The following is an 18,820-nucleotide window of genomic DNA, read 5'->3' as shown; positions in this document are numbered from 1 at the left end:
GCAATCATGTAGCGGCGCTCGGCGTGGCAAGCGGTGCGGCCTGCCTGCGCGAGCGGCCAAGATAATAGACCGCCGCCGCCGCGATGACGCCGGCGGCCAGGATGCCTGCCGCCAGCACCGGCCGGTACCAGAACCAGGCGATCGCCATCGTCGTCGTGCCGACCAGGATCGCCAGGAAAAAGGCAATGATGCCGGTGCCCATCCGCGCCACGCTGCCGAGCAAAGGAATAACGTCGAGGACGACGCCAATCGGGCTGAGCAGCAGGGCAAAGCCGATGGCCAACAGCAGCAGGCCGGCGGCGCGCAGCAGCCAGGTGATAAGCGTGTTCTGGCTGACCGCGTCGGCGAACATCTTTTCCGCCGGCACATTGCCGATGTCGACCATCAGCAACTGGTCGCCGGCCTTTGTCTGGTAGGGTTCGAGCCCGCCCGCTGCCTGGCGCGCGACGACGCTGACCAGGCCGAGCGGCGCCAGCTCGTAGCCAATGCGATAGTCGCCGAGCGCCGGCGACGTGGTGTTGAAGCCGAGATAGATCTTTCCGTCGACGATGTTGACCCGCTTGGTGCCGGTGTAGGCGGCATCGATGGTAGCCGACTGGTCCGGTGACAGTGAAAACTCCTTGTCGCCGCCGATCAGGTCCAGCACCGGCCGGTCGAGCGTGAAGGCACCGAGCTTGCCGTCCGGGATCTGGAACCTCGTGCTGTGGATCTCCATCGGCGGATTCTCATGGCCGTCCGGCTTCTTGAACTCCGACGAGTTGATCTGGCTGTCGTCCCACACTTTCGAATAGCTGTAGGTCGTCACCGTCTCCTCGCCGCCACCAAGCTTCTTCGTCGTCTCGGATTTCTGTTCTTCTTTCCACTGGTACATCTCGGCGCTGCGCGACAGCCGCAATCCTTGCGCCGAAATGCCAAAGTCCGGATCGGCAAGGCCGCTGCTCGCCGTCACCGCCCCGGTGACATGGACAAGCTTACCGTCATTGCCAGCATCGATGCTATCGGCGCCAACCGAGATCACCGCGCCCGACCCCTCGGCCAGCGAACGCGCCGTCTGCACGGCGCGACCCTCGTTCCAGAACAGGCCGATCACCATCAGCACGATCAAGAGCAAGCCGAAAACGATCCCGCCGACCGCGCGCTTGATCCGCCCGAACCACGAGACGGACGTTATTTCCTGAATTGAATCGCCCATTGTTTCCCCCAATTCCCCAAAGCCAGTTTCACGAATCCGCGCTCTGTCGCGCAGTGGCATGCAACCGGCGTTACCCCAAACCGAGACAGACGCCCCATCCGTCCCGACAGCAGGAGCCTATCGCAATCGACGAACTGCCGATACGGCACACTTGCAGTTGGATCCGACCGCCGCAAAGCACACGGGCGCTTCGAAAATGTACCGTCGGAGCGCCTCGACCGATGGAATTCGTTTCAGTCAAATCGCGTTTGATGTCGGATTCGTCTACGGTTAGATTGTAGCCGAATCAGCCGTTCCTCGGGGGGCGCGGCGACCACCAAAACCTCATGTTCCGGAACCATTCCGGAGCCGGATTCGCGCTCCCTGCAACAGGTGCGATTTTGTGCGCGGCGTCGCGTGGTGGTGTCCCTGGTGAAGTGATGCGTATTCGGCAGCTGGCGATGCCAGCATCTGGATCAAATCTCGCAACTCGATCTGTTGAGTTTCCTGACCTGACAACGCCGACGGAGCGGTAGAGCAGCAACGATGTATCAATTCCCCCGAGCCGAAATGCAGACCGCTGCCGGGGCCAGGCATCGGCAGCTTCTTAGCCGTTCGATCCACATGCTGTTGGCGGCGATGGCGGCTGGCCGCGATTCGCTGGAAGCGGCCGAGGCCCTGCATTTCACCAGTCGCGTCTGGACCGCCTTCGTCGAAGATCTCCGCTCTGGCGACAGCGCCCTGCCCACGGAGCTGCGCGCCAATCTCATCTCGATCGGTTTGTGGCTGCTGCGCGAAACCGAAGACATCCGCCAGGGCCGCACCGACAATTTCGAAGGCTTGATCGAAGTGGCGGCGATCGTCAGGGACGGCATGCAGTGAGCCCGCTATGGCGCGCGCGGACGGGCTCCGCGCTCGCTATCTTGTTGTTGGACCATGATCTTTCTCGAGAATGCGTTCGCCCTTTGCGCTGTGATGTTCTATTTTTTGAATCCATGGCTTGAGGGGCCGATTCATCGCAAGAACAAACGCATTTGAGCCCGGGAAAGCATCGATGAACGACGACACACCGGAAAGCGAAAGCGCCTCGGCGCTGGCGCCGTTCCGGCACGGCATCTTCCGGGCGGTGTGGTCCGCCAGCCTCGTCTCCAATTTCGGCGGCCTCATCCAGGGCGTCGGTGCCGCCTGGATGATGACTACGATCGCTACCTCGTCCTACCAGGTCGCATTGGTCCAGGCCTCGACCACTTTGCCGATCATGCTCTTCGCGCTGCTGGCCGGCGCCATCGCCGACAGTTTCAACCGGCGCAAAATCATGCTGATCGCGCAGATCTTCATGCTCGCCGTCTCGGCTCTTCTCACCGTCTTCACCTATCTCGACCTGATGACGCCGTGGACGCTGCTCGCCTTCACCTTCCTGATCGACAGTGGCACCGCGCTCAACAGCCCGTCCTGGCAGGCTTCGGTCGGCGACATGGTGCCTCGTCCCAAGGTGCCGGCGGCGATCGCGCTCAACTCGATGGGCTTCAACCTGACGCGCAGCGTCGGCCCGGCGATCGGCGGCATCATCGTTGCCGCCGCAGGCGCCGCCGCGGCCTTTGCCGTCAACACGCTGAGCTATGTCGGCCTCATCGTCGTGCTGGCCCGCTGGAGGCCGGAACTGCCGGCATCGACCTTGCCGCGCGAGACGCTGGGCGCCGCGATGGGCGCTGGCCTGCGCTACGTCGCGATGTCGCCCAATATCGGCAAGGTGCTGGTCAGGAGCTCGGCCTTCGGCTTCAGCGCCGGCGCGGTCCTGGCACTGCTTCCCCTGGTCGCGCGCGACGTCGTCAAGGGCGACGCCTTGAGCTACGGCATCATGCTCGGCGCCTTCGGCATCGGCGCCGTCGGCGGCGCGCTGACCAGCGTCAGGCTGCGGCAGCTGCTGTCCAGCGAAACCATGGTGCGCATGGCATTCGCCGGTTTCGCGCTCTGCGCCTTCAATGCCGCCGTCAGCGAGAATGCCTGGCAGACGTCACTCGGCTTGCTGGTCGGCGGCGCCTGCTGGGTGACAGCGCTTTCGCACTTCAATGTCACCGTGCAGATGTCGACGCCGCGCTGGGTGGTCGGCCGCGTGCTTTCGGTCTACCAGACCGCAACCTTCGGCGGTATCGCGCTCGGCAGCTGGGTCTGGGGCGTGGTTGCCGACGCCCATGGCGCCGAAGTCGCCCTGATGGCGGCCAGCGTCGCGATGCTGGCGGGAGGCGCCATCGGCCTGCTGCTGCCGCTGCCGCAGCAGGCCGTGCTCAACCTCGATCCGCTCAACCGCTTCCAGGAGCCGCATCTGGCACTTGATCTGAAGCCGCGCAGTGGTCCCATCGCCATCATGATCGAATACGTGATCCGCAACGAGGACGTGCCGGAATTCCTCGCCACCATGGCCGAACGGGGCCGCATCCGCCGGCGTGACGGCGCCCGCAACTGGACATTGGCGCGCGATCTCGAAAATCCCTCGATATGGATCGAGCACTACCACACGCCAACCTGGGTCGAATATATCCGCCACAACAGGCGCGCCACCTACGCCGACGCGGTCATCGGCGAGCGCATAAGGGCCCTGCACAGCGGCAACGAGCCACCCCGCGTCCGCCGTATGATCGAGCGGCCGACGACAGCCGGCACGGCGCTGGTGATGCCGAAGGGACCGATCGAGCATTAATGGCCGGCGGCGCGTCCAGTTGGTCGAGCAAATGAAAATTGCGGCGCCTGGCCCAATCCGCGAATGCACGAATGGGATGGCCATTGTGGAGAGACGGTTTATATCAGTTGATGTGACTATGACCACTAAGGGGAGACGATGCGTTACATACGTCCGCTTTCAATTGAAGACGCCGCCGGCCTGTTGGCCGGCTCAGCCGGCACGGCCGCCATCCTTGCCGGAGGCAGCGACCTCTTGGTGAGAATGAAAGGCGGCTTTATCGAACCCGACCTGATCGTCGACATCAAGGCGATCGACGGGCTTGGCGAGATCAGGGAAACAGCCGAGGGCTTCAGCATCGGCGCGGCGGTCCCCTGCGCAGTGCTGGGCGAGAGCAAGGCCCTGAAGAAGGCATGGCCCGGCGTCGTCGAAGCTGCGAACCTGATCGGCTCGAAGCAGGTGCAGGGACGCTGCACCATCGTCGGCAATCTGTGCAACGCCTCGCCGGCCGCCGACAGCGTGCCGGCGCTGGTGGCCGCTGGCGCCAAGGCGGTGGTCGTCGGCCCGGGAACCAGGCGCACGATTGCAGTGGAAGCGGTACCGACTGGGCCGGGCAAGACGTCGCTGGCCAAGGGCGAGATCATCGAGGCAATCCTGCTCGACAAACGTCTGCCGCGTTCGGGCGATGCCTATCTGCGTTTCATTCCTCGCACGGAGATGGACATCGCGGTGGTAAGCGCCGGCGTGAACCTGATGCTCGATGAGCAAGGTCGCGTCAAATTCGCCCGCCTGGCGCTGGGCGCCGTGGCGCCGACGGTGATTCTGGTCGAGGAGGCCGCCGAGGTTCTCATCGGCTCCAAGCTGGACGAAGCCACGCTGGAGAGGCTCGCCAAGGTCTGCTCGGGGGCCTGTCGTCCGATCGACGACAAGCGAGGCACTATCGAATTCAGACGGAAAGTTGCGGGTGTGCTGGCCAAGCGGGCCGCCACGACCGCCTATGCACGTGCAGGAGGCAAATGATGGCTGGTGTGGCAGTATCAACGACAATCAATGGCGACAATGTCGAGTACCTTTGCCAGCCGGACGAGACGCTGCTCGATGTCCTGCGCGATCGCCTGGGGCTGACGGGCGCCAAGGAAGGCTGCGGCACCGGCGACTGCGGCGCCTGCAGCATCATCCTCGACGACCGGCTGGTGTGCTCGTGCCTGGTGCTCGGCGCGGAGGCTGAAGGGCGGCGCATCGAAACCATCGAGGGCATGGCGCATGGCGACAAGCTGCATCCGCTGCAGCAGAAATTCCTGGAACACGCCGCGCTTCAATGCGGCATCTGCACGCCGGGCTTCCTCATGGCGGCCAAGGACCTGTTGGCCAAGAACCCCGATCCGACCGAGGAGGAGATCCGCTTCGGCCTCGCCGGGAACCTCTGCCGCTGCACCGGCTATGACAAGATCGTGCGTGCCGTTCAGGACGCCGCGAGCGTGATGAAGGGAGCATGACGATGAATTTCGATCCACGTTACTCCGGACGCAATTTCACCTCTGTCGGCACGCGCCCCATCCGTCCCGACGGCGTCGACAAGGTGACGGGCCGCGCACGCTATGGCGCCGACTTCAACATGGCCGGGCAACTGGTCGGGCGCGTTCTCAGAAGCCCCCATGCGCATGCCACGATCAGGAAGATCGACACGTCGAAGGCGGAGAAGCTCGCCGGCGTCAAGGCGGTGATCACCGCGGCCGACCTGCCCGACCTCACCGACGGCGATGCCGCCATGTACGACATCCTCGACAACTGCATGGCGCGCAAGAAAGCGCTCTACGACGGCCATGCTGTGGCCGCGGTCGCTGCAGTCGATGCCCGCACGGCGAGGCAGGCACTGAAGCTGATCGAGGTCGACTACGAGGTGCTGCCGCATGTCACCGACGTCGACGAGGCGATGAAGCACTCCTCACCCGTGCTCAACGACGCCATCTTCACCGAGGGCCTTGAGCAAAAGCCCGTCAAGCCTTCCAACGTCACCAAGCGCACCCAGTACGGCCATGGCGACATCCATGAAGGTTTCGGCCAGGCCGATTTCGTCGTCGAACGCTCCTTCAAGACCGAGCAGACGCACCAGGGTTATATCGAGCCGCATGCCTGCGTCGCCAATTTCAGCTCCGACGGCACCGCCGATCTTTGGGTCTGCACGCAAGGGCATTTCGTCTATCGCCAGCACTGCGCCCAGCTGCTTGGCATGGAGGCCTCGAAGCTGCGCGTCACCTCGTCGGAGATCGGCGGTGGTTTCGGCGGCAAGACCCATGTCTGGGCCGAGCCGGTGGCGCTGGCGCTGTCGCGCAAAGCCGGCCGGCCGGTCAAGCTGGTCATGACGCGCGACGAGGTGTTCCGCGCCTCCGGCCCGACTAGCGCCACCTCGATCGACGTCAGGATCGGCGCCCGTAAGGACGGCACGATCACGGCGGCCGAGGCCACGCTGCGCTATTCCTGCGGCCCCTATGCCGGCATGTGGGCTGAGATCGGCGCCATGACCGCCTTTGCCTGCTACAAGCTCGAGAACGTCAGGACGGTCGGCTACGAAGTGCTGGTCAACCGGCCCAAGACGGCGGCCTATCGCGCGCCGTCGGCACCGATGGCGGCGTTTGCGGTGGAAAGCGCGGTCGACGAGCTGGCCAAGGAGATCGGCATGGACCCGGTCGAGTTCCGGATCAGGAACGCGGCGCAGGAAGGCACCAGATCGTCCTACGGCCCGGTATACGGCCCGATCGGCATCGGCCCAACGCTGGAGGCGGCGAAGAGCCATCCGCACATGAAGGCGCCGCTCGGCAAGAACCAGGGCCGCGGCATGGCCTGCGGCTTCTGGTTCAACTTCGGTGGCCAGACCTGCACCGACCTCAACATCGGCATGGACGGTTCGGTCTCGCTTGCCGTCGGAACCGTTGACGTGGGCGGCTCGCGCGCCTCGCTTTCGCTGGTGGCGGCAGAGGAGCTCGGTATCCCCTATGAGCAGGTCAAGGCGGTGGTCGCCGATACCTCCAGCCTCGGCTACAACGATATGACGGACGGCAGCCGCGGCACCTTCTCGTCTTCGATGGCGACGATCTCCGCCGCTCGCAACGCCATCAAGATCCTGCGGGATCGCGCCGCGCAGACGTGGGACATCCCGGTCGACGACGTGGTCTGGGAAAAGGGCCACGCGATCGCTAGGGGCGAGAAGTACGGCAACCTTGCTGCGCTGTCGCTGAAGGAGATCGCGGCCGCTTCCGGAAAGACGGGCGGACCGATCGCCGGCCACAGCGAGCTCGTCGCCGACGGCGCCGGCGTCTCCTTCGCCACCCATATCTGCGATATCGAGGTGGATCCGGAGACCGGCTTCACCAGGGTGCTGCGCTACACCGTCGTTCAGGACGCCGGCAAGGCGGTGCATCCGACCTACGTCGAGGGGCAGTACCAGGGGGGTGCCGCGCAAGGCATCGGCTGGGCGCTCAACGAAGAGTACATCTACGGCAAGGACGGGCGGCTGCAGAACCCTGGCTTCCTGGACTACCGCATCCCGGTCTGCTCGGACCTGCCGATGATCGACACACAGATCCTCGAGATCCCCAACCCTAACCATCCCTACGGGGTGCGCGGCGTCGGCGAGACCTCGATCGTGCCGCCGCTGGCGGCGATCGCCAATGCAGTCTCGAACGCGGTCGGCGTGCGCATGGCGCATATACCGATGTCGCCGCCGCGCATCCTGGCGGCGATCGAGGCGGAACGGGAAGGCTGATGGTTGAAGTAACGCTCTGGGGATCGCTCGGCGCGATCGCCGGAGGCAAGAGCAAGGTCGAGATCGAGGCGAAGGATATTCGGGAGCTGTTCAGGAAGCTGGCTGAACAGTATCCCGGCCTCGAGCCCTACATCGATCGCGGCATCGCCGTCGCCATCGACGGGACGATCTATCGCGACACCTGGTCGAAGGAACTGCCGGAAGGGGCGGAGATATTCCTGCTGCCGCGTCTTGCCGGGGGATAACTGGACAACCGTGTCCCTACCATCGACGACCAAGACTTGGCCTAGGCTCGAGAAAAACCTTGGCTATCCACGAGAATTCTTGGCCAGTTCAGCCGGCGAGTTTGGCTCCTTTTCGATGACTGCTTCTGTGTCAATCACAGACATAGAGGCGAGCGAGCTACACGTCTGCTTTGAGGCGAAAGCAGCCGCCCGCAGCGTAGAAGTCAAATGGCTTGGATCAGAACCTACCATTTACCAATGTCAGCTTCATGATTCATAGGCACAGTCTTGGGAGTCAGATGCGATGGCGGAGCGCCTCAATGATCACCGCCATCGCAGGCGAGAGCTGTCGCCTGCTCGGGTAGTAGAGGTGATAGCCCGCAAATGGCGGACTCCAGTCGTCAAGCACGAGCCTAAGGCATCCCTTGGCGATGTGGTGGCTGACGAGGTTTTCCGGGACATAGGCGATCCCGAAACCGCTTATCGCAGCCTCGATCATGGGAATGGACGAATTGAAGGTGAGCTGGCCTTCCACGCGCACACGAAGGTCGCGGCCATCCCTGGCGAATTCCCAGGCATATAATCCGCCGAACGTCGCCTGCCGCATATTAATGCAGTCATGATCGACCAGATCCTGCGGTGCGGTCGGAACCGGATGGCGGGAAAAGTACTCCGGCGAAGCCACGGCCACGAGCCTCCAATCCGGCCCGATGCGCACTGCGATCATATCCCTGTCGATGCTCTCACCAAGCCGCACGCCTGCGTCGAAGCGCTCCTCCACAATGTTCTTCATGCCGTTGTCGCTGTAGAGTTCGACGCACACGTCAGGATAGTCGCTGAGCAAGGGCTGCAGCTTCGGCCAGACGGTCGTCTGGAGCGCATGGTCAGACAGCGTGATGCGGACCGTTCCGGAGGGCTTGTCGCGAAAGGCCACCAGGCTTGCGAGGTCCGCTTCGATTTCCTCGAAGCGGGGAACAAGAGATTGGAAAAGTCGCTCGCCGGCCTCGGTCGGTGCGACGCTCCGCGTCGTACGTGTCAGCAGGCGGACGCCGAGACGAGCTTCAAGCTCCTTGATTGTCGAACTCAGGGTCGACTGCGAGGTTCCGAGCTTGGCCGCCGCCTTGGTGAAGCTCCGTTCCCGCGCGACCGCCACGAACCATAGCAGATCCTTCATGCCATCGCGCTGCATAGGGTACCTCCCGTCGGATATTTATATCATGAGCAGATAAGTCCATGCGAATTACTTAGTCTAATAGAATGGGTTCCTCTGCAATATCTTCTGGCATCGCGACGGCGTTGGCGGCTGATCCGCCCGGTCGCCCTGCAAGGATGCCAATTATGGAAACGACGTACGACACAAGGCTTGTCGGTGACCGCGCCGCATGGGGCGCGGTTTTGGCGATGGCGCTGTGTGTTTTCGTGCTCATCGCGTCGGAATTCATGCCGGTCAGCCTGCTGTCGCCGCTAGCGGCCGATCTCGGCATCACCGAGGGCCGCGCGGGACAGGCGATCTCGATTTCGGGCGTTTTCGCCGTCGTGACCAGCCTGCTGGTCGCCGGCCTCACGCGCCATATCGACCGCCGACTGGTCGTGACCGGCTTCACCCTCCTCCTCATCGTGTCCGGTTTGGCTGTCACCTTCGCGCCGAACTACGCGTTCCTCATGGTCGGCCGGGCGCTGCTCGGCATCGCGATCGGCGGGTTCTGGTCGATGTCGACCGCGATCGTCATGCGCCTCGTGCCGCAAGACATGGTTCCGAAGGGTCTCGCCATGCTGAACGCCGGCAATGCCATTGCGGCCACCATCGCCGCGCCGCTGGGCAGTTTTCTTGGCGCCTATGTCGGCTGGCGCGGCGCTTTCTTCCTCGTCGTGCCGTTTGGGCTTCTGGCGCTGGCCTGGCAGTGGACAAGCCTGCCGGCGCTGCCCCCGCGCCGGGGGAAGCGTTCAGGCAATCCACTGGCGCTCCTCGGCCGTCTTCCCGTCGCCATCGGCATGGCGTCGATCATGATGCTGTTCATGGGCCAGTTCGCGCTCTTCACCTATCTGCGGCCCTTCCTCGAGGGCGTCACCCGGCTCGACATCGCTGCTCTCTCGGCGATCCTGCTGGCGATGGGGCTGGCGGGGATGCTCGGCACATGGTGCGTCGGCCGGCTTTTGTCCACGCGTCTGTTCAGCATCCTCATCGTCATCCCGCTGGTCATGGCGGCCTTGGCCGCTGCGCTCATCGCCCTTGGTGCCCTCCCCGTTCCCACAGCGCTGCTGCTCGTTGCCTGGGGCTTCTTCGGCACGGCCGCGCCCGTTGGCTGGGGCACGTGGCTCAGCCGGACGTTGCCGAACGACGCAGAGGCCGGCGGCGGGCTGCAGGTGGCAGTCATCCAGCTCGCCATCACCGGCGGCGCCGCGATCGGCGGCACGCTCTTCGATACGGTCGGCTGGTGGGGAGCGTTCACTCTAGGTGCAGTGCTGCTCTGCGGATCGGCGCTCGCCGCCCTTGCCGCATCGCATATGGCCCGGAGATCTTTGCCATGATCATCGAGCGTGCGCCGCTTAACCGCCGGACATTGCTCGGCGCCGCGCTCGCGGTGGCGGCCCTGCCTCGAGCAGCCGCCAGCCAAGAAGGCGAAGCCCCAGTCAGCCATGAGTCAACCAACATGAAGATCAGGATGATTTTCAACGGCCACATCATGACCGCCACGCTCTACGACAATCCGTCGGCGCGCGATTTCTTTTCCATGCTGCCGCTCGATCTCAAGATCGAGGACTACGCGCATAACGAGAAGATCGCCTATCTGCCGCGCAAGCTGACAGAGAAGGGAAGTGGTCCGTTCGCCAACGAGCAGCCCTACGACCTCTGCTATTTCACGTCCTGGGGTAACCTGGCCATGTTCTACGCCGACTATCGCCATCCCGGGCTGATCAGGCTCGGCCGCTTCGACGAGGGCGAGCAGGCCCTGCACATTCGCGGCGAGTTCCCGCTTCGCATCGAACGCACTTGAGGACACAAAGGAGATCACCATGGACATTCTTCGCGCTGGCACGAGGCCTTCCGGCAAGGGACCACCTGACTGGTTCACCGGAACGGTGCGGATCGATCCGCTCTTCAATCCCTTCGATGCCGGGCGGGTTCAAGGCGCACAGGTGACCTTCGAGCCCGGCGCCCGCACCGCTTGGCACACGCATCCGCTCGGCCAGACGCTGATCGTCGTCTCGGGCCTGGGCCGCGTGCAGCGCGAGGCTGGCCCGGTCGAGGAAATCCGTGCCGGCGACGTCGTCTGGTTCGCGCCCGGCGAAAAGCACTGGCACGGCGCGTCGGCTCAGATTGCCATGACCCACATTGCTCTCCAGGAGGTCAAGGACGGCAAGGTCGTGGACTGGCTGGAACATGTCAGCGACGCCGACTACCGCGCTTGATCTTCTCCACTCGAAAGGAACCAAAATGCTCGCAACCGTTCTTCACAAACCGGGCGACATCCGCTGCGAGGAGATCGCTGATCCGAAAATCATGCGGCCGACGGACGCCATCATCAAGCTCTCGGCAAGCTGCATCTGCGGCTCGGATCTGTGGCCCTATCGCGGGCTGCAGCGGGTCGACGGCCCGATGCATATGGGCCACGAATATTGTGGCATCGTCGTCGAGGTCGGCGCAGAGGTGCGCACGGTGCGCCCCGGCCAGTTCGTCGTCGGCTCGTTCTGCCTCTCCGACAATACCTGCCCGCATTGCCGCTTCGGCTTCCAGTCGTCCTGTGTGCAGCGCGAGTTCATGTCGGGCGCGCAGGCGCCTTACGCCCGCGTGCCGTTGGCGGATGGCACACTGGTCGCCACCGCCGAGGTGCCGCCGGCCGAACTCATCCCTGACCTGCTGGCTGTGTCCGATGTGCTCGGCACCGGCTGGTATGCGGCCGACGCAGCCGAGGTCCGAGAAGGATCGACGGTGGTGGTGGTCGGCGACGGTGCGGTCGGCCTGATGGGCGTGCTTGCGGCCAAGGAGATGGGCGCCGAGCGCATCATCGCCATGAGCCGGCACGCCAGCCGCCAAAAACTCGCTCGCGAGTTCGGCGCGACCGACATCGTCGCTGAGCGCGGCGAAGAAGGTGTAGCCCGGATCAAAGAGCTCACCAAGGACGTCGGCGCGGACTCGGTGCTGGAATGCGTCGGCACGGCGGAATCCTTCGACCAGGCGCTGGCCTGCTCTCGCCCCGGCGGCACCATCGGCTATGTCGGCGTGCCGCATGGCGTGAGCTTCGATGGCCAGAACCTCTTCTTCGGCCAGAAGCGCATGCTCGGCGGCCCCGCGCCAGTGCGCCGCTTCCTGCCCGACCTTATGGACCTTGTGCTCAAGGGCAGGATCAAGCCGGGCAAGGTCTTCGACCTCAAGCTGCCGTTGGCCGAGGTCGCTGAAGGCTACCGCGCCATGGACGAGCGGCGCGCCATCAAGGTCATGCTTTCGGTTTGAGCGAAGATTGGGCGGACGGGCTGTCCGCACCCACAACAATCAGAAAGGAACAACGCATATGACGATGAGATTGAAGATAGCCGCCCTGGCGCTTGCGCTTTCGGTCGCCACGCCGGCTTTCTCGCAAGAGTCGCCGATCATCGGCGCATGGCGCATGAGGTCGCTCGAGGCCGGTGCCGAGGGAAGCCTCAAGCCCGTGCCATATTCCGGCCAGGTCATCTTCACCGAGGCCGGCACCCTGTCGGTGCAGGCGCAGAACCCCGACGCCAAGGCACCGGACACGCCTTACACAGAGAATGGCTACGAAGCCTATTACGGGCCGGTCGCTATCGACGACCAGGACAAGACCTTCGTCATCACGATCGAGTCCTCCCTGGTCCGCAACCTTGTCGGGAAGAGCATGAAACGCAAATTCGAAGTCTCGGACAACAAACTGGTCCTGACGCCGGACAATCCGGCCGAAGGCTGGCGCGTGACCTACGAACGTTACTGATCGGAACAGCCCGACTGTCAAAGTTTTATCGGTGGCCACAATGGCGCGGACTTCAGACCGAAATGGCGCGATAGCGGAACTGGTGCCAATCATGGCGGCTGTCTTCGCCGGCTTCCTCCTGATCGGCTTGGCGCTACCCGTCCTGCCGCTGCATCTTCACCAGCAGCTCGGCTTCGGCCTCTTCGCGGTCGGGCTGGTCACTGGCAGCCAGTTCGTCGCCTCGATGCTGTCGCGCATTGGGGCTGGAAACTATGCCGATGGGCGCGGCGGCAAGAGGGCCGTCGTCGTCGGCCTCATTGCCGCTGCCGTGGCGGGGCTATTTTACCTCGGCTCACTGACATTGCTCGACCGGCCGGTGGCGTCCGCATCGGCGCTGTTCGCCGGCCGGGCGGTACTGGGCGCGTCTGAGAGCTTCATCATCACCGGTGGCGTCGCCTGGGGCCTCTCCCTTGCGGGCGGACAGAACTCCGGAAAGGTCATAGCCTGGGTGGGCACGGCGATGTTCGCAGCACTCGCGCTAGGCGCGCCGATCGGATCTGCGCTTTATGCGGCGAGCGGCTTCACCGCGATCGCACTGGCGACGATCGTCCTGCCACTTGCAACGCTGCTTGCCATCCTGCCGATGCGCGGCGCCAGCGCCGCCGCGAGCAGCGTGCCGCAGTCATGGAGGAGCGTGGCGCAAGCGGTCTGGCTTCCCGGAGTGGGAGCAGCTTTCAGCAGTCTCGGCTATGGTGCGATTCTGGCCTTCGGCGCGCTGCTCTTTGCCGAGCGGGGCTGGCAGCCGGTCTGGCTTCCCTTCACGGCCTATGCCGCGTCGCTGATCGTGGCAAGGCTGTGCTTCGGCCACCTGCCTGACAGGTTAGGGGGCGCCCGCGTCGCCGCGATCTTCGTGGCGGTCGAGGCGGCAGGGCTGATGCTGATCTGGCTTGCGCCCGGGCCCGTTCTCGCCGCCATCGGAGCGGGCCTGACTGGCCTCGGCTACTCGCTGGTCTATCCCGGTTTCGGTGCCGAGGCCGTAAGTCATCTTCCGCCACGCAGCCGCGGCCTGGCCATGGGACTCTACACCGTCTTCCTCGACGTGGCGCTCGGCTTCGGCAGCCCGGCGCTCGGCTTGGTCGCCGCATCGGCCGGGCTGCAATTCGTCTTCTTCGCCGTCGCGATGGCGACGCTTCCGGCGTTGGGCATCGCTCTGCTGCTGGGTCGCCGTAACGCTCCACTATAGAGCCGGATAGTCTGGGCTCGAGATGTCGCGCAACTACGATCGCTCCCGCTTCGCGGGAAGCTGAGGCATCAGCCGAACCTGCTTTTGGTGGCGATAGAGGCCGATCAGGTCGTCGGATCGATCATGGCCGGGTATGACGGCCATCGAGGGTGGATATCGCGCATCGCTACCTTGCAGTCCCATCGCCAAAAAGGGATCGGCGAGGCCCTCATCCATGAGGCCGAAAGGCGGCTCGCCGGCCTTGGTTGCATAAAAATCAACCTCCAAATTGTCGCTTCCAATTCGACGGTTCTTGGGTTCTACCGAAAGTGCGGATACGAGGTCGAGGAGCGCATAAGCATGAGCAAACTGTTACCGAAAGTTTGAGGTGCTCCGCCGATTAACTCGTCGTCGCGGCTCGACGGCTCAGGTCCGTTGGAATCTTGCTGCCGGTCATTATTGTGGCAGGCGAACCTTTCCGGGTGAATCGCGCTGCGGGATACGGCCGACGGCCGAAGCCGGGCGAAGTCCAGCCAGCCGGAGGGAGCCCTACATACGGTCGGATTACTGGTGCAGTGAGGACATGCATGCAAATCGCATCCAAGCCACGCGTCCGGCTGGCAAGCCGTCAGGAACTGGATGAAATTGGCGGGCTCGTCTCCGACGCCTTCGCATCGTTACGGCCCGTTCTGGCGCCACACATCTTCGAGCCCTACGTGAACGACGCGCGGGATATCGCGGGGCGATGGGCGAAGGCTAGCGTCGCGGTGCTCGAAGCCGAGGGACGGCTCGTCGGGACGGCCACCTACTACGCCGATGCCGCCTTTGACCGCATGGGCTGGCCGCCCGGGCTGGCAGGCCTCAGGACCCTCGCGGTTGCTCCCTCGGCACAGGGCCGCGGATATGGCCGCGTGCTTTGCGAATGGTGCGTCTTGCAAGCGCGTCTGCAGGGCTCGAGCGGCCTTGCGCTTCACACCGCCTCGTTCATGACGTCTGCATGCAAGCTGTACGAGAGCCTTGGCTTCGAGAGACGCCCCGCCCACGACCTTTTCGCATCCGACGTTATTGGCTTTGATCCAGCTCTCGGCGATCAGCAGATCATCGCCTACCTGCTGCCGCTCAAGCAGGTCGAGAGCAGCCACGATCGATAATGTTTGACCGCCGTTTGAACAGACGGGGGTATCATCTCGCTTCCGGACGCTGTCCTCAGCTTCCGCCGTTTGTCTCGATGCGAGCAGATCCTAGTCTTTCGTATAGTCAGGCCCAAAACGGGTCGGCAGGTTGTCGGCGAGTTTCAACCAAGGGAGCTTCTCCTCAAAGGCGACATGCAGCGTAGGTGCAAATTTTTCTGGCTCCTCCATCGCTGCCGCAAAAAAATGCATGACATCAGACATGTTCTTTGAGCGGAAGGACAGCGGCGTGCCACAGTGATCGCAAAATGTTCTTTCCACACCGGGAGAAGAGTTGAATACCTTCGGTAGCTTGCCCAGCCATCGCCATTGGCCGTTCAAGACGCCAATATAGGAGGTCATCGGCGCAGAACATTGCCGCCGACAACTTTCACAATGACAGACCACGCAGGCCTGTGCCGGGCCATCGACTTCAAAAGCAATAGCGCCACATAAGCAATGACCACGCATGCAAATTCCCCTTGAGTCAACAAGGACAGCTTCATGCCTGGGCGTGAGGGAGGCGCCATGAAATGCGTCGAGCTGGCGCCCAATTCCGACATTCGGCGCCAGCGATTGTCCTAGCGTGCGCTAGGCGTTCCTTCACTACCGCCTTTGCGGCATATTGAAAGTTCGTAAAGTTTCTTCGCCGGGCCGCTGAATTCACGGCCTAGCAGGTCTATCGCAACCCGAACACTACAGTGGAATTGCGGTCACTTCTTTGGCCGTTCGGATCACGAACATCGTTTGGTATCGCGCGACGTTGCTTCGGTCTCGGAACAGTCGCTCGCATAGCGCATCGAACTCTTCCATATCCGTCAGGCGGAGCATGAGGACGGCGTCGGTTTCGCCGCTCACGCTGTAGGCCTGAGTGACGGCCGGTTCCTGAGCGGCCAACTCGAGAAAGTCCCGCATACACTGCTCGCCATGACGCTCCAGTTCGACGGTGACGATCGCTTCCAAGCCCCGGCCAGCCTTTGCAGGTGCGAGAAGCGCGACAACGCGGCTGATGACGCCGCTTTTCTTCAGTCGTCGTATGCGGCGCAGGCAGCTCGAAGGGGAAAGCCCGACTAACCCCGCCAGTTTGGCGTTCGTTCGTGAGGCATCATCCTGGAGCAGGTTGAGAAGCCTTCTGTCGATCTTGTCCATCTCGGTCGCGCTCATCGTCGGTGTATTGCAATTTTATTGCACGAAATCGCAAACTTTGACCACAAATGCGAAGCGTCTCAGGTTACGCAGATGGCTCCAGGGATGATGGAGCAGCATGATGGCAATTTGCGCCGCCTTCAATCGCAAGACATTGGAAACGCTTGAAATCTATTGGGAACTGGTTCGCGTGATCGTTCCGGTTGCGATAGCCACGCGGCTCCTGCAGGACCTTGGCGTCATCCAGGCGATTTCTCCGTTCTTCTCCCCGCTCATGTTGCAGGTAGGGTTGCCACATGAACTCGCCTTTGCCTGGCTGACGGGATTGCTGGTCGGGATCTGGGGCGCGCTTGTGATCGTATTCACCTTGGTCCCGGTTTCGGCGCTCAGCACTGCCGAGATGACGGTTCTTTCGGCTCTCTTGCTGTTTGCACATGCCATTCCGATCGAGCAACGCATCATTCAGAGGGCCGGGCCGAGCTTCCTGGTCACCGCGGCGCTTCGTATTGGCGGGGGTTTGGTCTTTGCTATCCTTCTGCATCAGATATTCGCCATGACCGGATGGCTGTCAGGACCGGTGGCGCCGGCGTGGATGCCGACGAATGAAAGCACCGACTGGGGCGGCTTTCTCCTGGGCACAGTCAAAACCCTGGGCATCATGCTCATCGTTTTGCTTGCGCTAAGCTGGGTTATCGAGCTTCTCAAGATGGCGGGCATTTTGGAGTGGATGAACAGAGGGCTTGCACCGCTCTTTCGGCTCGCCGGCATCGAAAAGCAGACGGTACCTCTCGCCGCTGTCGGCCTGTTTCTCGGGATTTCCTATGGCGCAGGACTGCTGATCCGCGACGCGCGCACGTCAAGCGCGGAGCCGCGTCAGATATTCCTCGCCTGCGTGTTCATGGGTTTTGCCCATAGCCTCATTGAGGATACGTTGGTCGTCGTCGCTCTTGGCACCGATGTCACGAGCGTGCTTCTCGGTCGCCTGGCGTTTGCCGTGCTCGCGACCGCCGTGATCGCAAAAATAATCAAGGCGGTTCCCGACGCTCTTTTCTTCAAGACACTCTTCCACAAGGAAGAAGGCAGTTCGCGCAATCGGATTTCTGAGCCGGCGATTAGCGGACCGTTGACGTGAGCCGTCCTTACGCAGCAGCCGACATGTGTGTCGCATCACTATCGCGAGAGGACGCGAATCCGGCTCTGGAACTCACCACGATCGACATAGCATCCGCGCAGATGTCGCCGCCCCGTGTTCGGGTTGAACGATTGGCGGCCATGCAACACCCGGCGATTGTCGAAGACCGCCATTTCGCCGGCCTTCAGGCGGTAGGCTATTTGGAAACGCGGCCCGCGGATCATCATCATCAGCTTGCGATAAGCCGCATAAAAGGGCGCGCATAGGTCGGAGGGAAGGTCGATGACATCGACAAGATGGGCGTTGAACCGCAACTCCGTCACTTCCCCGTCGCGTTGCGTTACAATCACAGGAAACCGACCGCGCAGATCGTAGTTTTCATCGTGAAAACGATAGGGGATCTCGATCTCGCACAATAGGCGGTAGGCTTCCGGATCTTCCGCCTGTAGCGCGGCGACGACCGCAAACCCGTCGGCAAAGATCGATCCACCGCCCTCAGCGTCATTGGCGATACAATGCAGGAACTGGTAGCCGGGCGGCACCTCCTGGTTCGCGAGATCGGTGTGTAGCGGCAAGGCGACCGGCGTATAGGCCAGATTGTTCGGGTTCGGCATCGACACGACTTCGAACATCGTGCCGAAATTTGTCTGGCGCAGGAAACCAATCCGCTCGGCCGAACGCCGCCCCGCATCGGGATCATCGTCAAGCCCATCGACGATGGAGAGCCCGTATGCAGCCGTTGCCTTCAGCCAGGCGAGCAGATCGGCATCGCTTTGCAAGATGTCCCCGGCGGCGTGACGCGGCATGGTTTCAAGATTGATTGAGGCGTCCCAGAGTTTCGGAGCGATGTCGGCCGGATCGTCCCGCTTTCTGCCGGGACGGTAGGACTCAAAGAACTGGCTCGGGAATTCCTCCTCAGCCTGGTCGTTCTGCCAGACAATGCCCACAGCGCTGCCCCTGTCCCGCACGCTGATGGGTCTGAGCGAGGGGTCTACGCTGGTCAGGTCGAAAGTTCGTTCTTCGGTCTGCGGGTGAAACGCCGATGGTGCATTGTCCTTTAGCCAAAGCCAGGGGTAGCAGACTGTTTCGCCCGACACGAAAGTCACGGCAAGCGCGGTCTCCCGGGCCTCCACGGAAAGCAGGGTATTCATGATGATGTCTCTCTGAACACAGAATTTGATTTTCAGCTTGGATCAGGCCCCCAGGCCGTCAACCCAACGGTGGTGGCCACCACAAGCTCGGCTTCCCATAGCGATGGGATCCGGGATTTCTGTTCGGTTCTTCGAGCACGCCATCTCCAGGCGGAATCTGGCTCCAGATGAAATCTGGTTCAAAGCCACCGCGATGGTAGCGGTCATTCGCCGACGGTGTCCAGCTAAATGCAGCGGGAT

The 18,820-nt window shown here is 62.9% G+C and carries 20 protein-coding genes; 15 read left to right on the top strand and 5 right to left on the bottom strand.

All coding sequences use genetic code 11. The features are described from left to right. Window positions 1-4: 4 nt before the first annotated feature. Window positions 5-1,192 (bottom strand): TMEM43 family protein, encoded by a 1,188-nt coding sequence (locus NKI50_RS03145; RefSeq protein ID WP_352640214.1) that lies wholly within the window; start codon window positions 1,190-1,192, stop codon window positions 5-7. 525 nt (window positions 1,193-1,717) lie between these two features. Between NKI50_RS03145 and flaF the strand changes: the two genes are divergently transcribed. From flaF to NKI50_RS03115, 6 genes are all read left to right on the top strand, one after another. After that, a complete protein-coding gene (gene flaF / locus NKI50_RS03140) occupies window positions 1,718-2,053 on the top strand; it encodes a flagellar biosynthesis regulator FlaF (protein ID WP_352481979.1) in 336 nt (111 codons plus the stop codon). 172 nt (window positions 2,054-2,225) lie between these two features. Then, on the top strand, window positions 2,226-3,869 hold the full coding sequence (locus NKI50_RS03135) for an MFS transporter (protein WP_023720230.1): 1,644 nt from the start codon (window positions 2,226-2,228) through the stop codon (window positions 3,867-3,869). A gap of 138 nt (window positions 3,870-4,007) precedes the next feature. Then, window positions 4,008-4,868 (top strand): FAD binding domain-containing protein, encoded by an 861-nt coding sequence (locus NKI50_RS03130; protein ID WP_352494731.1) that lies wholly within the window; start codon window positions 4,008-4,010, stop codon window positions 4,866-4,868. After that, the gene (locus NKI50_RS03125) at window positions 4,868-5,344 is read left to right on the top strand and encodes a (2Fe-2S)-binding protein (protein ID WP_023720228.1); all 477 of its coding nucleotides are present in this window, start codon (window positions 4,868-4,870) and stop codon (window positions 5,342-5,344) included. The genes NKI50_RS03130 and NKI50_RS03125 overlap by 1 nt, the downstream gene beginning before the upstream one ends. A 2-nt stretch (window positions 5,345-5,346) precedes the next feature. Then, window positions 5,347-7,611 carry a xanthine dehydrogenase family protein molybdopterin-binding subunit gene (locus tag NKI50_RS03120; protein ID WP_352494729.1) on the top strand — a complete coding sequence of 755 codons (2,265 nt, stop codon included), beginning with the start codon at window positions 5,347-5,349 and terminating at the stop codon, window positions 7,609-7,611. Continuing rightward, window positions 7,611-7,856 carry a MoaD/ThiS family protein gene (locus tag NKI50_RS03115; protein WP_023675441.1) on the top strand — a complete coding sequence of 82 codons (246 nt, stop codon included), beginning with the start codon at window positions 7,611-7,613 and terminating at the stop codon, window positions 7,854-7,856. Before NKI50_RS03120 ends, NKI50_RS03115 begins: the two co-directional genes overlap by 1 nt. Before the next feature lie 274 nt (window positions 7,857-8,130). On the opposite strand, the gene NKI50_RS03110 is transcribed toward NKI50_RS03115, so the two are convergent. Then, window positions 8,131-9,024: a LysR family transcriptional regulator gene (locus NKI50_RS03110; protein ID WP_023720226.1), complete on the bottom strand. Its 894-nt coding sequence runs from the start codon at window positions 9,022-9,024 to the stop codon at window positions 8,131-8,133. Window positions 9,025-9,173: 149 nt separating this feature from the next. Here NKI50_RS03110 and NKI50_RS03105 point away from each other — a divergent pair, with 149 nt between their 5' ends. The 8 genes from NKI50_RS03105 to NKI50_RS03070 all read left to right on the top strand — a co-directional run bounded on the left by NKI50_RS03105 (window position 9,174) and on the right by NKI50_RS03070 (window position 15,133). Beyond that, window positions 9,174-10,364, top strand: a complete 1,191-nt coding sequence (locus tag NKI50_RS03105) for an MFS transporter (RefSeq protein WP_352640213.1) — start codon at window positions 9,174-9,176, stop codon at window positions 10,362-10,364. Continuing rightward, window positions 10,361-10,831: a cyclophilin-like fold protein gene (locus tag NKI50_RS03100; RefSeq protein ID WP_352640212.1), complete on the top strand. Its 471-nt coding sequence runs from the start codon at window positions 10,361-10,363 to the stop codon at window positions 10,829-10,831. Before NKI50_RS03105 ends, NKI50_RS03100 begins: the two co-directional genes overlap by 4 nt. A gap of 19 nt (window positions 10,832-10,850) precedes the next feature. Further along, the gene (locus NKI50_RS03095) at window positions 10,851-11,246 is read left to right on the top strand and encodes a (R)-mandelonitrile lyase (RefSeq protein WP_352481974.1); all 396 of its coding nucleotides are present in this window, start codon (window positions 10,851-10,853) and stop codon (window positions 11,244-11,246) included. Window positions 11,247-11,271: 25 nt separating this feature from the next. Next, complete coding sequence (locus NKI50_RS03090) at window positions 11,272-12,288, top strand: zinc-dependent alcohol dehydrogenase family protein (RefSeq protein ID WP_352715346.1); 1,017 nt, start codon at window positions 11,272-11,274, stop codon at window positions 12,286-12,288. A gap of 58 nt (window positions 12,289-12,346) precedes the next feature. Next, window positions 12,347-12,781: a lipocalin-like domain-containing protein gene (locus NKI50_RS03085; RefSeq protein WP_352640210.1), complete on the top strand. Its 435-nt coding sequence runs from the start codon at window positions 12,347-12,349 to the stop codon at window positions 12,779-12,781. Between the two features lie 40 nt (window positions 12,782-12,821). Then, a complete protein-coding gene (locus tag NKI50_RS03080) occupies window positions 12,822-14,003 on the top strand; it encodes an arabinose transporter (protein WP_352640209.1) in 1,182 nt (393 codons plus the stop codon). A 6-nt stretch (window positions 14,004-14,009) separates the two neighbouring features. After that, window positions 14,010-14,369, top strand: a complete 360-nt coding sequence (locus NKI50_RS03075) for a GNAT family N-acetyltransferase (protein WP_352640245.1) — start codon at window positions 14,010-14,012, stop codon at window positions 14,367-14,369. 200 nt (window positions 14,370-14,569) lie between these two features. Continuing rightward, window positions 14,570-15,133 carry a GNAT family N-acetyltransferase gene (locus NKI50_RS03070; RefSeq protein ID WP_352640208.1) on the top strand — a complete coding sequence of 188 codons (564 nt, stop codon included), beginning with the start codon at window positions 14,570-14,572 and terminating at the stop codon, window positions 15,131-15,133. Window positions 15,134-15,223: 90 nt separating this feature from the next. Here NKI50_RS03070 and NKI50_RS03065 read toward each other — a convergent pair whose 3' ends face one another. Both NKI50_RS03065 and NKI50_RS03060 read right to left on the bottom strand, forming a co-directional pair. Next, window positions 15,224-15,622, bottom strand: coding sequence for a GFA family protein (locus NKI50_RS03065; RefSeq protein WP_352448190.1), 399 nt, complete (start codon window positions 15,620-15,622; stop codon window positions 15,224-15,226). Window positions 15,623-15,847: 225 nt separating this feature from the next. Further along, window positions 15,848-16,300: an Lrp/AsnC family transcriptional regulator gene (locus tag NKI50_RS03060; RefSeq protein WP_352640207.1), complete on the bottom strand. Its 453-nt coding sequence runs from the start codon at window positions 16,298-16,300 to the stop codon at window positions 15,848-15,850. Window positions 16,301-16,418: 118 nt separating this feature from the next. Here NKI50_RS03060 and NKI50_RS03055 point away from each other — a divergent pair, with 118 nt between their 5' ends. Further along, on the top strand, window positions 16,419-17,429 hold the full coding sequence (locus NKI50_RS03055) for a nucleoside recognition domain-containing protein (protein ID WP_352715638.1): 1,011 nt from the start codon (window positions 16,419-16,421) through the stop codon (window positions 17,427-17,429). Window positions 17,430-17,467: 38 nt separating this feature from the next. Here the strand turns inward: NKI50_RS03055 and NKI50_RS03050 are convergent, their stop codons facing one another. Then, window positions 17,468-18,580 (bottom strand): TauD/TfdA family dioxygenase, encoded by a 1,113-nt coding sequence (locus tag NKI50_RS03050; protein ID WP_023720215.1) that lies wholly within the window; start codon window positions 18,578-18,580, stop codon window positions 17,468-17,470. Between the last annotated feature and the right edge of the window lie 240 nt (window positions 18,581-18,820).

This window comes from Mesorhizobium sp. M0563, from assembly GCF_040321065.1.
Lineage (GTDB): Bacteria > Pseudomonadota > Alphaproteobacteria > Rhizobiales > Rhizobiaceae > Mesorhizobium.
Note: the sequence above shows the minus strand (reverse complement) of the source record. Positions and strands in the feature narration are given on the sequence as shown.

Excerpts from the sequence above, each read along its gene's own strand:
- NKI50_RS03145 (WP_352640214.1), bottom strand. The coding sequence starts at position 1,192 with ATGGGCGATTCAATTCAGGAAATAACGTCCGTCTCGTGGTTCGGGCGG.
- flaF (WP_352481979.1), top strand. The coding sequence starts at position 1,718 with ATGTATCAATTCCCCCGAGCCGAAATGCAGACCGCTGCCGGGGCCAGG.
- NKI50_RS03135 (WP_023720230.1), top strand. The coding sequence starts at position 2,226 with ATGAACGACGACACACCGGAAAGCGAAAGCGCCTCGGCGCTGGCGCCG.
- NKI50_RS03130 (WP_352494731.1), top strand. The coding sequence starts at position 4,008 with ATGCGTTACATACGTCCGCTTTCAATTGAAGACGCCGCCGGCCTGTTG.
- NKI50_RS03125 (WP_023720228.1), top strand. The coding sequence starts at position 4,868 with ATGGCTGGTGTGGCAGTATCAACGACAATCAATGGCGACAATGTCGAG.
- NKI50_RS03120 (WP_352494729.1), top strand. The coding sequence starts at position 5,347 with ATGAATTTCGATCCACGTTACTCCGGACGCAATTTCACCTCTGTCGGC.
- NKI50_RS03115 (WP_023675441.1), top strand. The coding sequence starts at position 7,611 with ATGGTTGAAGTAACGCTCTGGGGATCGCTCGGCGCGATCGCCGGAGGC.
- NKI50_RS03110 (WP_023720226.1), bottom strand. The coding sequence starts at position 9,024 with ATGCAGCGCGATGGCATGAAGGATCTGCTATGGTTCGTGGCGGTCGCG.
- NKI50_RS03105 (WP_352640213.1), top strand. The coding sequence starts at position 9,174 with ATGGAAACGACGTACGACACAAGGCTTGTCGGTGACCGCGCCGCATGG.
- NKI50_RS03100 (WP_352640212.1), top strand. The coding sequence starts at position 10,361 with ATGATCATCGAGCGTGCGCCGCTTAACCGCCGGACATTGCTCGGCGCC.
- NKI50_RS03095 (WP_352481974.1), top strand. The coding sequence starts at position 10,851 with ATGGACATTCTTCGCGCTGGCACGAGGCCTTCCGGCAAGGGACCACCT.
- NKI50_RS03090 (WP_352715346.1), top strand. The coding sequence starts at position 11,272 with ATGCTCGCAACCGTTCTTCACAAACCGGGCGACATCCGCTGCGAGGAG.
- NKI50_RS03085 (WP_352640210.1), top strand. The coding sequence starts at position 12,347 with ATGACGATGAGATTGAAGATAGCCGCCCTGGCGCTTGCGCTTTCGGTC.
- NKI50_RS03080 (WP_352640209.1), top strand. The coding sequence starts at position 12,822 with ATGGCGCGGACTTCAGACCGAAATGGCGCGATAGCGGAACTGGTGCCA.
- NKI50_RS03070 (WP_352640208.1), top strand. The coding sequence starts at position 14,570 with ATGCAAATCGCATCCAAGCCACGCGTCCGGCTGGCAAGCCGTCAGGAA.
- NKI50_RS03065 (WP_352448190.1), bottom strand. The coding sequence starts at position 15,622 with ATGCGTGGTCATTGCTTATGTGGCGCTATTGCTTTTGAAGTCGATGGC.
- NKI50_RS03060 (WP_352640207.1), bottom strand. The coding sequence starts at position 16,300 with ATGGACAAGATCGACAGAAGGCTTCTCAACCTGCTCCAGGATGATGCC.
- NKI50_RS03055 (WP_352715638.1), top strand. The coding sequence starts at position 16,419 with ATGGCAATTTGCGCCGCCTTCAATCGCAAGACATTGGAAACGCTTGAA.
- NKI50_RS03050 (WP_023720215.1), bottom strand. The coding sequence starts at position 18,580 with ATGAATACCCTGCTTTCCGTGGAGGCCCGGGAGACCGCGCTTGCCGTG.